The sequence below is a fragment of the Luteolibacter flavescens genome (assembly GCF_025950085.1).
Classification (GTDB): domain Bacteria; phylum Verrucomicrobiota; class Verrucomicrobiia; order Verrucomicrobiales; family Akkermansiaceae; genus Haloferula; species Haloferula flavescens.
In genome coordinates, this window is record NZ_JAPDDS010000011.1 from 1 (window position 1) to 13,660 (window position 13,660).

The window sequence follows — 13,660 nt, forward strand, 5'->3', positions numbered from 1 at the left end:
CCATAGGTGTCGGATATCCGACACCGACGATTGCCCAGCTCCAAGAACCTACGGACGGTGCTGCGGACCACGCTTACGTCGGACAACCGATTACTTTACTTGTTTCTTACTTCAGTGCCTTGGACGATTTCCCGTTGTCCGAGGCACTTTTGCGTTCGGAGAGACCCTACCTCACGCCACATGAAAAAGCCCCGCCACCCTTGCGGATGGCGGGGCTTGGGAAACAAGTCAGGTCGCAGATTACTTGCGCTTCGCCTCTTCGCGCTCCTTGGCGGCCTTGATGACCTCGTCGGAGACGTTCTTCGGGCAAGGAGCGTAGTGGCTGAACTCCATGGAGAACTGGCCACGACCGGAGGTCATGGTGCGCAGGTCACCGATGTAGCCGAACATCGCGGAAAGCGGTGCCTCGGCCTTCACGCGGACACCGCCCGGTGTCGGCTCCTGGCCTTGGATCATGCCCCGGCGACGGTTGAGGTCGCCGATCACGTCACCCACCTTCTCCTCCGGCGCGAAGACATCGAGCTTCATCATCGGCTCGAGGATCTGCGGAGCGGCCTTCGGCATGGTCTGGCGATAGGCAGCCTTGGCAGCGATTTCGAATGCGATGTTGCTGGAGTCAACGGCGTGGAAGCCACCTTCGTTGAGGATGACCTTGAAGTCCAAGCACGGGTAGCCGGCCAGAGGTCCCTTGTCGACGGAGGTCTTGAAGCCCTTTTCGACGGCCGGGATGAATTCCTTCGGGATGCTGCCGCCGACGACCTTCGATTCGAAGATGAAGCCGGTGCCGGGTTCGCCGGGCTCGATGGTGTAGTCGATCTTCGCGTACTGACCGGAACCACCGGACTGCTTCTTGTGGGTGTAGCTGTCCGAGACGGGCTTGGTGATGGTTTCGCGGTAGGCGACCTGCGGGGCGCCGACGACGACCTCCACCTTGTGGGTGCGCTTGAGGATGTCGATCTTGATGTCGAGGTGAAGCTCGCCCATGCCCTTGAGGATCATCTCATTGGTCTCCTCGTCGGTCTCGACGCGGAAGGACGGGTCTTCCTGAACCATCTTGCCGATGGCGGTGGCCAGCTTCTCGGCATTCGCCTTGTCTTTCGGAGCGACGGCGATGGAGATGACGGGATCCGGGAACACCATCGGCTCGAGGGTGGCGGGATTCTTCTCGTCGCAGAGGGTGTGACCGGTCTGCACGTTCTTGAGACCCACGATCGCCACGATGTCACCGGCCTGGGCGGTGTCGATTTCGTTGCGGTCGTCGGCGTGCATTTCCACCATGCGGCTGACGCGCTCGGTCTTGCCGGTGAAGGAGTTGAGGATCGTGTCGCCCTTCTTGATGGTGCCCGAGTAGATACGGGTGAAGGTCAGGGCGCCGAACTTGTCGTCCATGATCTTGAAGGCCAGCGCGCGGAGCGGCTTGGTCGGATCGCTGACGGCGAATTCGCCGGTCTCGTTGCCTTCGGCATCAACTTCCGGGAGAGGCTTCACTTCGGTCGGGGACGGAAGGAAATCCACCACGGCGTCGAGGACGAGCTGCAGGCCCTTGTTCTTGAAGGAGGAACCGCAATAGGTCGGGAAGAACGCCATGTCGATGGCACCCTTGCGGATGCACTTCTTGATGTCCTCGATGGAAGGCTCGTTGCCTTCGAGGTAGGCTTCCATCAGCGCGTCGTCCTGCTCGACGGCAGTCTCGATGAGCTGGGCGCGGAATTCCTCGACCTTGTCCACCATGTCGGCGGGCACGTCTTCGATCTTGAAGTTTTCCGGCTGGCCGGAGTCGTCCCAGATGTAGGCCTTGCGGGTGAGAAGATCGACCACGCCGACGAAGTCGGACTCGGTGCCGATCGGCAGCACCATGACGAGCGGGACCGCACCGAGGACCTTGCGGACCTGGGCGATGACGCGGTAGAAGTCAGCTCCGATACGGTCGAGCTTGTTGACGTAGATGACGCGGGAAACCTTCGAGTCGTTCGCGTAGCGCCAGTTCGTCTCGGACTGGGGCTCCACACCGCCGGATCCGCAGAAAACGCCGATGCCGCCGTCGAGAACCTTCAGCGAGCGGTACACTTCGATGGTGAAGTCAACGTGGCCCGGGGTGTCGATGACGTTGAACTGGTGGCCCTTCCAGAAGCAGGTGGTGGCGGCGGACTGGATGGTGATGCCGCGCTCGGCTTCCTGCTCCATGAAGTCCATGGTGGAAGCACCGTCGTGCACTTCACCGATCTTGTGGATCTTGCCGGTGAGCTTCAGAATGCGCTCGGTGGTGGTCGTCTTGCCCGCATCCACGTGAGCGAAAATGCCTATGTTGCGGTATTTGGTGAGGTCCTTCATGCTCTTGAGTGTGATGTGGTTGGGGCCGTCGGGATGCGCCGGGGCGACTTCCATAGTCGGAAGCGGGCGAATGGCAACTCCGGACTCACGGATTTTGAGGGCTTTCTTCCGGGAGAGCGTAACAAATCCGCCATTTACGCAGCCGATTCCGGCAGGTTGGACCTGACCACAGCTCCGGGATCTGTGGAGAGCACGGGTGAACCCCCTGCTGGTTCTTACCCCGTGTCTGCAGGCTCGACGGGACCGGAAATCGCCCGATGCTCCGTCTCGTGTCCGAGGTGATTCTGGAAGTTGATGGAGTGATCAAGCGGTTCGACAATTTCACGGCCGTGGATGGAGTCTCCTTCCAGGTCCGCGCCGGGGAGACGGTCGGATTGCTCGGCGTCAACGGCGCGGGCAAGACGACGCTGATGAACATGATCCTCGGCCTCATCACGCCGACCGGCGGGGCCATCCGGGCATTCGGCATGGACCTTCAGAAGAACCGCATGGAGATCCTACAGCGAGCGAACTTCTGCACCACCTACGCCACCCTGCCAGGAAACGTGAAGGTGCGGAACAACCTGGAAATCTTCGCCCGTCTCTACTCGGTGCCGAAGCCCAAGCAGAAGGTCGCAGAACTCCTGGACCTCCTCGAAATCTCCAAGCTCGCAGAAAAGGCCACCGGCCAACTCAGCGCCGGGGAATCCACGCGTGTGAACCTCGCGAAAGCCCTGCTCAACGACCCGGAGCTGCTACTTCTGGACGAACCAACCGCGTCCCTCGACCCGGACATCGCCGACAAGGTCCGCAAGCTCGTCCGCCACGTCCAGCGGGAGCGGCATCCGGCCATCCTCTACACGTCCCACAACATGCGGGACATCGAGGAAGTCTGCGACCGGGTGCTATTCCTCCACGCCGGAAAGATCCTCGCGGCGGGAACGCCGGATGAGATCACGAAGCACTTCCAGGAAGATGACCTGGAAGACGTCTTTATCAAGATCGCTCGGGGCGGGCCGGTCACTCCCCCGAAGTCCCCTTGATGCCGAGAAGCATCTGCGGGTTGTTCGGGAATTTCTTCAGGAAGTAGATCAGTCGCTCCATCGCTTCGACCGGACGGTGGCCGGAGAGGCCGCGGCGAATGAGGTGGATCTTCTGGAGCATGTGCTCTGGCAGCAGCAGTTCCTCGCGGCGGGTGCCGGATTTGAAGATATCGACGGCCGGGTAGATGTAGTTTTCCGCGATCTTGCGATCGAGGACGAGCTCCATGTTTCCAGTGCCCTTGAACTCCTGGAAGATGACCTCGTCCGCGCGGCTGTTCGTCTGGATCAATGCGGTGGCGAGGATGGTCAGCGAGCCGGCATCGCGGGTATTGCGCGCTGCGGCGAAGAGGCGGCGCGGGACTTCCAGCGCACCGACGGTCACGCCGCCGCTGCCAATTCCCCGGCCACGTCCGCCACCCGAGTTGCCATTGTAGGCGCGGGCGAGGCGCGTGATGGAGTCCATCAGCAGGAAGACATGCTTGCCACCCTCCACGAGTCGCTTCGCACGCTCGATGCACATCTCGGCGATGCGGCAGTGGCTGCGCGCGCCTTCGTCATTCGAGCTCGCGTAAATCTCGGCTCCGGGAAGCGTGCGGCGGAATTCGGTGACTTCTTCCGGACGCTCGTCAACGAGCAGCACGATGAGGTGCAGCGTCTCGTCGTGCAGCTCACGAACCGCCTCGGCGATGTGAAGCAGCAGCGTCGTCTTGCCGGAGCGCGGCGGGGAAACAATCAGGCCGCGCTGACCGCGACCCACCGGTGCCATGAGATCCAGCACGCGGGTGGTGTAACGCTCGGGCGTGGTCTCGAAAGAGATGCGCTTGCTCGGGTTCACCGCCTTCAGCTCCTCGAAGGACGGGAACTTCTTCGCTTCATCCGGCGAGACATCATTGATGGTGGTGAGCTCGACGAGCTGCTGTCCGCGTGACCCCTCCTGGGCGATACCGTGGATCCACACGCCGGGACGGAGACCATGGCGGCGCACCATTTCCGGCGAGACAAAGACGTCGTCGCGGGCCTGTTCGAAATTCTTCGACGGCACGCGCAGGAAGCCGAAGCCCTTTGGCGCGAGTTCCAGCATGCCATTCACTTCGACCCTCGGGCCGCTGAATGCAGGGGGACGCTCGACCGGCTCGGCATGCTGCTTCTTCTGCTTCTCAGCAGCAGGCTGGCGCTCGCCTTGAGGCGGACGCTCGCCCTGCTCTCCTCCTTGCGGAGAGCCTTGGCGCGATTCGCGTTCGCGCTCACGACGACGCTTGCGGCGACGCTTGCGACGCTCGCGATTCGCATCGGAGCGATCACCGCCGCCTTCCGGACGAGGCTGCTGCTGTTGAGGATGACCCTGCTGTTGCTGCTGCCGCTCGCGATCCTCGCGATGCACCGGACCACCGCCCGGCACGCGGCCGAATGTGACCGGCTTCGAGTCGGAGGAAGAGGCTTCCGCAGGAGAATACGATACCTCGGCAGGCGCGGGAGCAGCCTCTGCTGCGGGAGCCGGTGCCGGAGCAGCCTTCGAGCTTCTCTTCCGCGCGGCTGGCTTCTCTTCCGCGGCGGGCGCGGGTGCGGCAGCGGGAGCAGGCTCAGCGATGGCGAAGGATTCCTCGACCGCGGCGACCTTTTTCTTGGCGGCCTTTTTCGCGGTCTTCACGGCCTTTGGCTTCGCGGCAGGCGCTTCATCGAGCGGCAGCACCGCTTGGAAAGCATCGGCCTCGGCGGTCTTCGCGGACTTCTTCGCCGCGGTCTTTTTGGCGGCCGTCTTCTTGGCTGCGGTTTTCTTCGCGGCTGCTTTCTTCGCCGCCTTCTTGGCGGGCTTCGCTGCTGCGGGGGGAGACACCTCCGAGGCCGGTTCGTAGCCGGCGGTGTCCTGAGTCGTGTGTTCGCTCATGCGGAAAAATTGTTAGGCGTCGAGCGCCGCGAGCACGTCGTCGGCGACCTCGAAATTGGTGAAAACATTCAGGGTGGCGTCATAGCCATCGAGCAGGTCGTAGAGCTTCATCACGTGACGCGCGATGTCTGGATCGGAGACGACCGAGGGATTCTGCGGGACGGACACGAGCTTCTCGGAGACGATGGCAAAGCCAGCCTGGCGAAGCCCCGTGACCACCGCGGCAAGTTCCGTGGGAGATGTGTAAATGACGTGCTCGGATTCATCGCTCTGCACGTCGTCCGCACCGGCCATGATCGCGGCGTCCATCATCTGGTCCTCGCCTACGCCATCCGCCGCGACGCGGATCTCGCCCTTGCGGTCGAATTGATAGGCGACGCTGCCGGGAGTGGCGACGCTGCCGCCATTCTTTGAAAAAATCGTGCGAATGTCCGCCGCGGTGCGGTTGAGATTGTCGGTGGCAGCCTCGATGATGAAGGCGATGCCTTCCGGGCCGTAGCCTTCGTAGCTCACTTCCTGGATGGCCTCGCCTCCGAGTTCACCGAGACCCTTCTTGATCGCGCGGTCGATGTTATCCTTTGGCATCGAGACCGCCTTGGCATTGTCCACGGCGGCGCGCAGCCGGTGATTCATCCCGACATCGCCACCACCGGCGCGGGCAGCGAGGGCGATCTCATGGGCGCACTTGCTGAAGACGCGGCCCTTGATGGCATCGACGCGCGCCTTGATGTGCTTGACCTTGGACCACTTGTTGTGACCAGCCATGGATCGCTTGGAAAAATCGAGGGATGCAGCCGCAATGCGGCCAAGCCCTTGTTAGGGTACGAGAAGAGATAAGGAGGGACGAAGAAACCGGGCTTGGGAAACGCCGTGTCCAGTGCGAAACCATTCGCGACAAGGCTTTCAATCCCGGCGGCGGCTGCAAATCCCGCGGCCACCACGTCCATCGGACAGCGGGAAGATGACCCCGCCCCGGCGGCTTGCAAAGCAAAAATTTCGCCCCCTCCCCGCTCATCCGGGATCACGCAATTCTTTCAAAAAGAACCACCTGGGCGAGATTGAATTCCAAAAAGATCACTCCTCTTCACTCTGAAGCACCGGCTTCCTTCTCCTCGCCCAGCATCGCCAGCCGGCATTTCGCGTGGGCCCACATGGGGGCGGAGGCATGTTCCAAGCCCTCCGCCTGGGCCAATTCCCAGCGGAAAGACCACGCTTCCTTTCCTGCGAGCACCCTACCCGATTCGTGGCAATTCCTGCCGCGCTCGATGCGGGTCGCGCCTTGTTTCATCGCTTCTTTTCCCGTGGTCAGGCGCTTTTTCGTCACGTCCCCGGTGCCGAGATAGAAGACCACTGGAGATTCCACGTAGCGCCGGATCGCGGCGTCGGACGACATGGCCTCGGGCAGCCCGCCGAAACCATAGGGATAGGGCTGATCACGGGTCGGAAAGACCAGCGAGCCGGGATTAACGAGGATCATCCGGCGTGCCTCGGTGGGATGGAAAGCCGCCATGCGCACGAGAAACTGCGCTCCGGCCGAGTGACCGGCGAGGTAGTAGGGAAGCTTCTTCCCTTCGCGGCGGAAGACCTCGTCGAGCAGAGACTGGAGATAGCTGAAGGTCCACTCCGCGGGTGGGAGCACCTTCCCGTCCTTCATGACGCCGCCTTCCTGATAGGCCTCCACGTCGAAGCGTTCGCGGTCGAACTCCGGAACTACGAGCAGCATCCCGAGCATGTCCGCCAGCTTGCGTGCTCCATCACGATACCCGCGGGCATCGCGGCTCGCCCCGTGGAAAAGCACGAGCACCGGTCCGCCGCTGTAGGCTGCGGGACGATGGCCGAAGACCTGGATCGGGCGCCCGGCATGGGCGCACTCGAATTGGAAATCGCCCTGATGGGCGACCACGGCTGGCTTGTTAGAGAGCTGCTGATCCTCCGCGCCAGCCACTGCCCCGAGGCTGGCGATGCAAGCAAGGGACAAGGCGGAAAGGCGGGAGAAGGAGGCGCTGGAATTCATGCCGGGAAGCTTCCATCTACGGGATTGCCGCGGAATTGTTTCCGCACCGCGTGAATTACTATATACATAGTAATTCACGCGAAACCCTTACTTCGCAACACCGGGAGCATGAGCCGCCCCGCGGGGACGGCATCACGCCAGGCCCACCGCACGGCGCACGCGGTCGATGACCGGAGCCGCCGCGGCACGGGCTTTCTCCGCACCCTTCGCGAGCACTTCATCAACGTAGCCCGGATCCGCGAGCAACTCCTCGCGACGGGCACGCATCGGCTCGAAGCGCTCGAGATAGGCTTCCAGCAGGCGCTTCTTGAAGTCGCCGTAACCAATGCCGCCGCGGTCATAGTCGGCCTCCATGGTGGCCACGGCTTCGTCGCTCGCCATCAGGCGATAGAGCGCGAGCAGCGTGGAGTTTTCCTTCGGCTTCGGATCTTCCAGAGGGGTCGCGTCCGTCACCAGCTTCTTCATGATGAGCTTTTTCACCTCCGCCGGATCGGCGAAGAGCGGGAGCGTGTTGCCGTAGCTCTTGCTCATCTTCTGGCCATCCAGACCGGGCACCACCGCGGACGATTCGCGGATGATCGGCTCCGGCACCACGAGTGTGCCTTCACCATAGGCCTCGTTGATCTTCCCGGCGAGGTCGCGAGTGATCTCCAGGTGCTGCTTCTGGTCCTTGCCCACCGGCACCTGGTTCGAATCGTAAAGCAGGATATCCGCGGCCATCAGCACCGGATAGGCGAAGAGGCCGTGGCTTGGCGAAAAGCCGTGCGCGATCTTGTCCTTGTAGGAATGCGCCTTCTCCAACTGGCTCACCGGGCACACCGTCGAGAGGATCCACGCCAGCTCATTCACCTCCGGCACGGCGCTCTGGAGGAAGAAGACGGCGCGCTCCGGATCGAGGCCGCAGGCGAGGAAATCCACGGCCAGCTCGCGCGTGTAGCCGCGCAGGTCGGCGGGATTCTTCACCGTCGTCATCGCGTGGTAGTTCGCGATGAAATAGAAGGCATCGCCCTCTTCCTGCAGCCGCACGGCGGGGTCCATCGCCCCGAAGTAATTGCCGACGTGGAGTTTTCCGCTGGGTTGCAGCCCGGTCAAAATGCGCATGGCCGGGAAGATGGACAGGACCGGCGGCGATGGTCAAGGTCACCGCAGGCAAGCATTCATTTGCTCACACGCTCGTTGTAGACTTCGTCAGCCGACTTCTGGGAGACCTCGAAGTTCGAGAGCTTCAGCGTCCACACCTTGCCCTGCCAGGCATCGGTGGCAGCCAGCCCCTTGTCGGTCGGGCGCAGGTGGGTGCGGCCGAATTCCTCCGTCCCCAGAGGCCGGTTCTCGCAGTCCATCGCCACCGTCAGTTGCATGTCGGTCGTGCGGTTCAGCGTCGTCACGCCATCGGCATTCGTGAGTTCGAAGGTCACGGTGCTATCGGGCTTCGAGACCGCGGCCACGACGGACGGCTTGCCAAATTCCGAGAACTCAAGGTGAACCTTGTCGCCGGGATAGAGGGTGAGCACGTCATCCTTCGAAAGATACTCTCCCTCGGGCACTTTCACCTTCTCCGAGCGGTCCACCTCCACCGAGAGGTCGAGCTCCCTCGCCGCGCGGCTATTCGCCTTTGCATTGGCTGCCACCTTCTCCGCCTCCTTTGCCAGCCACCCGGCCACATACTTCCGGTCATCTTCGGAAAGCCGGTCGAGCGGCAGCACGAATTCCTTCCCGTCCGACGTGCGCTTGAGCGTCGCCTGCTTGTCGGTGGCACTCACCAGATCGGCTTCGAGCGTCTTCCCGTCGCTGCTGGTAAACGTGCGTTTTTCCTGCGCGGAGGCAGGCGAGAGGGCCAGACAGGGCAGGACGACCGTGGAAATGAAGAGAAAATTCCTCATGAGGGTTTCTTGGGGCTTGTCCGGGCATAGCATCTTCGCCCTGCCCCGGGCAAAGGGAAATTGCCGCAGGGCGGGACCGACCTCACGACCCATCCGCCTGTTGCGGAGGAAGGATTTCCCGCTAGCCTGTGCCATGTCTTTCGAGTGCCACGGCCAGCGCTGCCGGGTGCCGGCCTGGATGCCGCGCCTGCTGTTCTTCGCGGGCGTGTATCATGTTTTCTTCGCGCTCGGGGCGATGGCGTGGCCGCATCTGTGCTTCGATTGGGCGGGCATCCCACGACCAAATCACCCCGTGCTGTGGCGCGCCGCGGGGATGACCTCGGCGCTCTTTGGCATCGGCTTCATGATCGCCGCGCGCGATCCCCTGCGGCACTGGCCGCTGGTGCTGCTGGGATTTGCAAAGGCCACGCTGGTCATCGTGCTGCTGTCCGCATCGATCTTCGCCAATGAATTGCCGGCGAGATCCCTGTGGCTCGCCTTCTTCGATGACATCGTCTGGTGGTTCCCGCTCGGGGCCATCCTGTGGTCCACCGTGCAGGCCAATCTGGGCCGACCGCCGACGCACGAGCGCCCGCTGACCGTGCCGGAGGCGTCCGCCGCCTACCGGCTCTCCTCCGGGGAAACCATCGCGGATGCCTCGGGAAAGCAGACTGTGGCGCTCGTCTTCCTCCGCCACTTCGGCTGCACCTTCACCCGCCAGATCCTCACCCAGCTCACCGACCTGAAGGCGGAAGCAGATCGCCACGATGCGCGGCTGGTGCTCGTCCACATGCTTCAAAAAGGCAGCGAGGCGCACTATCTGGGCGACCGCAGCGGCGTGGCCCGCATCGCAGACCCGGTATGTGAGCTCTACCGCGCCTTCGGCCTCGGGAAAGGCGGATTTCTCGAGCTATTCGGCCCTCGCGTGTGGTTGCGGGGTGCAGTCGCCATCTTCCGCGGTTGCGGCGTGGGCCATCTCGCCGGGGATGGCCTGCAGATGCCGGGAGCCTTTCTGGTAAGGGATTCGCAGGTGATTTCGAGCCAACCGGCCAGATCCGCCGCCGACATGCCGGACCTTCCCCGGCTCTTCGAGGGCTTTGGTGACGACTTCGGCACGCTCGCGGCAAATGCCCGTTAGATTCAGCAGGAAACTTGCCTTTTTGCATATCTTCCACTGCACTCCGGTTCATCAGCGATCTCTCAACGATGAATGTGGAATTCGAATGCCCCGGGTGCCAGCAGTCCCTCTCCGCAGATGTCCCCGCCACCGGCGTGGACGTGACCTGCCCGGCGTGCGCCTCGGCCTTCCATGTCGATGCGCCCCAGGCGGCACTGCCCACCGTGCAGGCGCGCATTGCCACGGTGGCGGCGACTCCGGCAGCACCACCGGTGGGAAATCGCCCCTCCGCAGGCCGCCCGCCGGTGGGAGCCCATCCCCGCCCGCAGCCTCAGGCTGCGCCAGTGAAGTCCGGATCCGGAAAGGAGATCGCCCTCATTGCGGCCGCGGTGCTCGTGCTCGGTGGTGGCGGCGTAGGACTGTGGTTTGCTGCTTCGAAGGCCGAGGACAAGAAGGAGACCGCCGTGAGCCAGCCCTCGGTGCAGGAACAGGCGCGGCAAAAGATGGCTGAGCTGGCCCTGAAAGACGCCGAGCGGCGGGAACGCGAGACGCAGGAACGTGAGATTGCCATCGCAGCCAATCGTGCCCAGGTCGCAGAGCGCGAGAAGGAAGACGCAGCCCGCTTCAAAAGGGAGCGCGAAGAGAAGATCGCGAAAATCGCCCGAACCTACTTCGATGGCGACCTGACCGCGGCGGAGGAATTCCAACGGGAAGTGGACGCCACGAACGATGAGATCAACAAGCTCTTCGCCGACGACATCAAGGGCAACGAGCCCGGCACACAGGCTGAATTCTACGAAACCTGGAACGCCATCTTCGAGCGTCGCATCAAGGAAAACCCGTTGTTTGCCGAAGCCCGGGCCGGTGCCCTTCAGAAGTTCCTGAGCGAGTCGCCCGGCGAGGCGCTCAGCAAGAATGCCGAGCTGCTCGTGAAATACAGCAGCTTTGGCTCCAGCTTCTTCATCTCTCCCGACGGTTGGCTGGTGACGAACCGCCACGTGGTCCGCGATGCAGCAAAAGTGGACATCCGCATCAGCGGCGGCCAGGTCATCCCGGCCACCGTGGTCGCGCGCGATGCGAAGAACGACCTCGCCCTGCTGAAGGCCGACCTGAAATCGCCCGCATGGCTGCCCATTTCCAAAGGCACCAAGGAAATGGACCTCGGCAACAATGTCTTCACCATCGGCTTCCCGAATCCGGTGATGCAGGGACTGGAGCCGAAATACACCGACGGCCGCGTCAGCAGCCGCGCCGGGATGATGGACGACGAGTCCTTCTACCAGATCTCCGTGCCGGTGCAGCCGGGGAACTCCGGCGGCCCGCTGATCGACTCGGAAAGCGGATGGGCCGTGGGCGTCATCACCCTGAGGCTGGACCACACCTCCGACGGTCGGTCGGCGGACAATGTGAGCTACGCGCTGAAGGCATCCGTCCTCCACGACTTCGTCTCCGGCACGCCGGAAGCCGCTGATTCCGTGAAGGGAGCGACCCCTGACAAGGTCGGGAATTCGACCGAGATCATCTCCCGGGCAAAGGGCGCATCCGCCACCGTGCTGGTCCCGAATTGACCCGCGGCGCGAGCGGGCCAAGCATCCCGGCATGAGCAGTCCAGACGGCCCCATCGTCCTCGTCACCGGAGCATCCAGCGGCATCGGCCGCGCGCTGTGCGGGCTGCTGCTGGAGCGCGGAGCCTCGGTGCTCGGGGTGACACGTCGGCCGAATGCTCTGCTGCCCGGCGTTGCTCCCATCCAGGCGGACCTGACGAAGCGTGACGAGGTGATGGAGGTCTTCAACCACCTCGGCCGCATCAATGCGCTCGTGAACTGCGCGGGCATCGCCTACCTCGCCCGCATCTCCGACGGGAATCCCGCGGACTGGGAGGAAATGTGGCGCGTGAACGTGATGGCGCTCACCCTGTGCTGCCAGCTTTCCCTCCGCCATTTCCCGAAGCAGGGCGGACGCATCGTGAATGTTTCCTCCATGAGCGGACACCGCGTGCCGCCGACCGGTGGCTTCTACGCGCCGACGAAATTCGCCGTGCGGGCCGTGACGGACGCGCTGCGGAACGAACTGAAAGCGGCAGGCTCTCCCGTGCAGGTCGCCTGTGTCTCGCCGGGCTTTGTGGACACGCCCTTGCTCGACCAGTATTTCCGCGGACGCGAGGATACCCTGCGAAAGACCCGCGACAGCATGACCATGCTCCGCCCGGAGGACGTGGCATATTCCATCCTCTCCATCCTCGAGGCACCCACCCACGTGGAGATCGGCGACATCCTGATGCGCAGCAGCGACCAGCAGGCGTAGGCCATCGGACGGACGTCAGAGGGCGGAAATCAGAGATCGGGGCGGTGGGCTTTATCCGCCGAGGTAGCTCATTTCGGCCTTTGGGTGGGGCACGAGTCCGCGCTCCTCGGAGTAACGGTCCATCCTTGCAGACCACAGTCCCCGCACCGCTGCCAGCAGGACGTCGTCCGCGGCCTCGCTGCGCAAGAGGCCGCGAATATCGTGACCGTCGGCTGCGAAGAGGCAGGTGAAAAATTTCCCGTCTGCCGACAGCCGCAGCCGCTGGCAATCCCGGCAAAACGGCCGCGTGACCGAGGAAATCACGCCGATCTCCCCTGCCCCGTCGCGATGCCGCCAGTGCGCCGCCACCTCGCCACGGTAGGCGGGATCACGCGGCGCGAGGTCGAACTCGGTGGAAAGCACTCCAATCAATTCCTCGGCGGACACCACCTCGGCCAGCTTCCAGCCATTGGTCTCGCCGACATCCATGTACTCGATGTATCGTAGATCGACCCCCTGCGACTTCGCCCAGCGGGCGAGCGGGAGCACCTCGCCTTCGTTCACCCCGCGCTGGATGACGGCATTCACCTTCACCTTCAGCCCGTAGGTTTGGGCCGCATTGATGCCCGCCAGCACGCGCTCGACCTTGGCACCGACGCCATTCATCCGGGCAAAGATTTCCGGATCGATCGCGTCGAGGCTGACCGTCACCCGGCTCAGGCCAGCCAGTGCCAGCGGCTCGGCATGATGGGCGAGCAGCACCCCATTCGTGGTGATGGCGATGTCCTTCACGCCATCGATGGAAGACAACATCGCCACCAGATCCTCGATGCCCCGGCGAAGCAGCGGCTCGCCTCCGGTGAGGCGGACCTTCTCCACACCCAGCGGCACGAGCAGGCAGGTCAGCCTGACGATCTCCTCGAAGCTCAGCAGGTCCTCCCGCGGCAGGAAGCGATAGCCGGGGCCGAAGACCTCCACCGGCATGCAGTAGCGGCAGCGGAAATTGCAACGGTCCGTCAGCGAGATCCGCAGATCCCGTATGCCGCGCCCGAACTGATCCACTGGCAAGCTCACGCTGCTACCATGGCCGCGGATGGCGGCCACGGGAAATGAAAAGGTCTCAGGCATCGAATGAACGGCATCCTTGGA

At 63.3% G+C, this 13,660-nt stretch carries 11 protein-coding genes; 4 read left to right on the forward strand and 7 right to left on the reverse strand.

Translation table 11 applies throughout. The features are described 5' to 3' along the window. Positions 1-240: 240 nt before the first annotated feature. Positions 241-2,331, reverse strand: coding sequence for an elongation factor G (fusA, locus tag OKA04_RS17615; protein WP_264502514.1), 2,091 nt, complete (start codon positions 2,329-2,331; stop codon positions 241-243). 257 nt (positions 2,332-2,588) lie between these two features. Between fusA and OKA04_RS17620 the strand changes: the two genes are divergently transcribed. After that, a complete protein-coding gene (locus OKA04_RS17620; RefSeq protein ID WP_264502515.1) occupies positions 2,589-3,353 on the forward strand; it encodes an ABC transporter ATP-binding protein in 765 nt (254 codons plus the stop codon). Here the strand turns inward: OKA04_RS17620 and rho are convergent. The 5 genes from rho to OKA04_RS17645 all read right to left on the reverse strand — a co-directional run bounded on the left by rho (position 3,331) and on the right by OKA04_RS17645 (position 9,132). Continuing rightward, positions 3,331-5,238: a transcription termination factor Rho gene (gene rho / locus OKA04_RS17625; protein WP_264502516.1), complete on the reverse strand. Its 1,908-nt coding sequence runs from the start codon at positions 5,236-5,238 to the stop codon at positions 3,331-3,333. The genes OKA04_RS17620 and rho overlap by 23 nt on opposite strands. A gap of 12 nt (positions 5,239-5,250) precedes the next feature. Beyond that, complete coding sequence (locus OKA04_RS17630) at positions 5,251-6,003, reverse strand: YebC/PmpR family DNA-binding transcriptional regulator (RefSeq protein ID WP_264502517.1); 753 nt, start codon at positions 6,001-6,003, stop codon at positions 5,251-5,253. A 319-nt stretch (positions 6,004-6,322) separates the two neighbouring features. Further along, complete coding sequence (locus OKA04_RS17635; RefSeq protein ID WP_264502518.1) at positions 6,323-7,252, reverse strand: alpha/beta fold hydrolase; 930 nt, start codon at positions 7,250-7,252, stop codon at positions 6,323-6,325. 132 nt (positions 7,253-7,384) lie between these two features. After that, complete coding sequence (gene trpS, locus OKA04_RS17640; protein ID WP_264502519.1) at positions 7,385-8,353, reverse strand: tryptophan--tRNA ligase; 969 nt, start codon at positions 8,351-8,353, stop codon at positions 7,385-7,387. A gap of 56 nt (positions 8,354-8,409) precedes the next feature. Next, a complete protein-coding gene (locus OKA04_RS17645) occupies positions 8,410-9,132 on the reverse strand; it encodes a hypothetical protein (protein ID WP_264502520.1) in 723 nt (240 codons plus the stop codon). 133 nt (positions 9,133-9,265) lie between these two features. Here OKA04_RS17645 and OKA04_RS17650 point away from each other — a divergent pair, with 133 nt between their 5' ends. The 3 genes from OKA04_RS17650 (at position 9,266) to OKA04_RS17660 (ending at position 12,532) form a co-directional block, all read left to right on the forward strand. Beyond that, positions 9,266-10,249 carry a thioredoxin domain-containing protein gene (locus tag OKA04_RS17650; protein ID WP_264502521.1) on the forward strand — a complete coding sequence of 328 codons (984 nt, stop codon included), beginning with the start codon at positions 9,266-9,268 and terminating at the stop codon, positions 10,247-10,249. Positions 10,250-10,317: 68 nt separating this feature from the next. Further along, positions 10,318-11,796 (forward strand): trypsin-like peptidase domain-containing protein, encoded by a 1,479-nt coding sequence (locus OKA04_RS17655; protein WP_264502522.1) that lies wholly within the window; start codon positions 10,318-10,320, stop codon positions 11,794-11,796. Between the two features lie 31 nt (positions 11,797-11,827). Then, positions 11,828-12,532 carry an SDR family oxidoreductase gene (locus OKA04_RS17660; protein WP_264502523.1) on the forward strand — a complete coding sequence of 235 codons (705 nt, stop codon included), beginning with the start codon at positions 11,828-11,830 and terminating at the stop codon, positions 12,530-12,532. A gap of 51 nt (positions 12,533-12,583) precedes the next feature. Here the strand turns inward: OKA04_RS17660 and moaA are convergent, their stop codons facing one another. Continuing rightward, on the reverse strand, positions 12,584-13,639 hold the full coding sequence (gene moaA, locus OKA04_RS17665; protein ID WP_264502524.1) for a GTP 3',8-cyclase MoaA: 1,056 nt from the start codon (positions 13,637-13,639) through the stop codon (positions 12,584-12,586). Positions 13,640-13,660: the final 21 nt, after the last annotated feature.

Coding starts and splice junctions, on each gene's coding strand:
- fusA (WP_264502514.1), bottom strand. CDS start 2,331: ATGAAGGACCTCACCAAATACCGCAACATAGGCATTTTCGCTCACGTG.
- OKA04_RS17620 (WP_264502515.1), top strand. CDS start 2,589: ATGCTCCGTCTCGTGTCCGAGGTGATTCTGGAAGTTGATGGAGTGATC.
- OKA04_RS17645 (WP_264502520.1), bottom strand. CDS start 9,132: ATGAGGAATTTTCTCTTCATTTCCACGGTCGTCCTGCCCTGTCTGGCC.
- OKA04_RS17630 (WP_264502517.1), bottom strand. CDS start 6,003: ATGGCTGGTCACAACAAGTGGTCCAAGGTCAAGCACATCAAGGCGCGC.
- moaA (WP_264502524.1), bottom strand. CDS start 13,639: ATGCCTGAGACCTTTTCATTTCCCGTGGCCGCCATCCGCGGCCATGGT.
- OKA04_RS17635 (WP_264502518.1), bottom strand. CDS start 7,252: ATGAATTCCAGCGCCTCCTTCTCCCGCCTTTCCGCCTTGTCCCTTGCT.
- rho (WP_264502516.1), bottom strand. CDS start 5,238: ATGAGCGAACACACGACTCAGGACACCGCCGGCTACGAACCGGCCTCG.
- OKA04_RS17650 (WP_264502521.1), top strand. CDS start 9,266: ATGTCTTTCGAGTGCCACGGCCAGCGCTGCCGGGTGCCGGCCTGGATG.
- OKA04_RS17655 (WP_264502522.1), top strand. CDS start 10,318: ATGAATGTGGAATTCGAATGCCCCGGGTGCCAGCAGTCCCTCTCCGCA.
- OKA04_RS17660 (WP_264502523.1), top strand. CDS start 11,828: ATGAGCAGTCCAGACGGCCCCATCGTCCTCGTCACCGGAGCATCCAGC.
- trpS (WP_264502519.1), bottom strand. CDS start 8,353: ATGCGCATTTTGACCGGGCTGCAACCCAGCGGAAAACTCCACGTCGGC.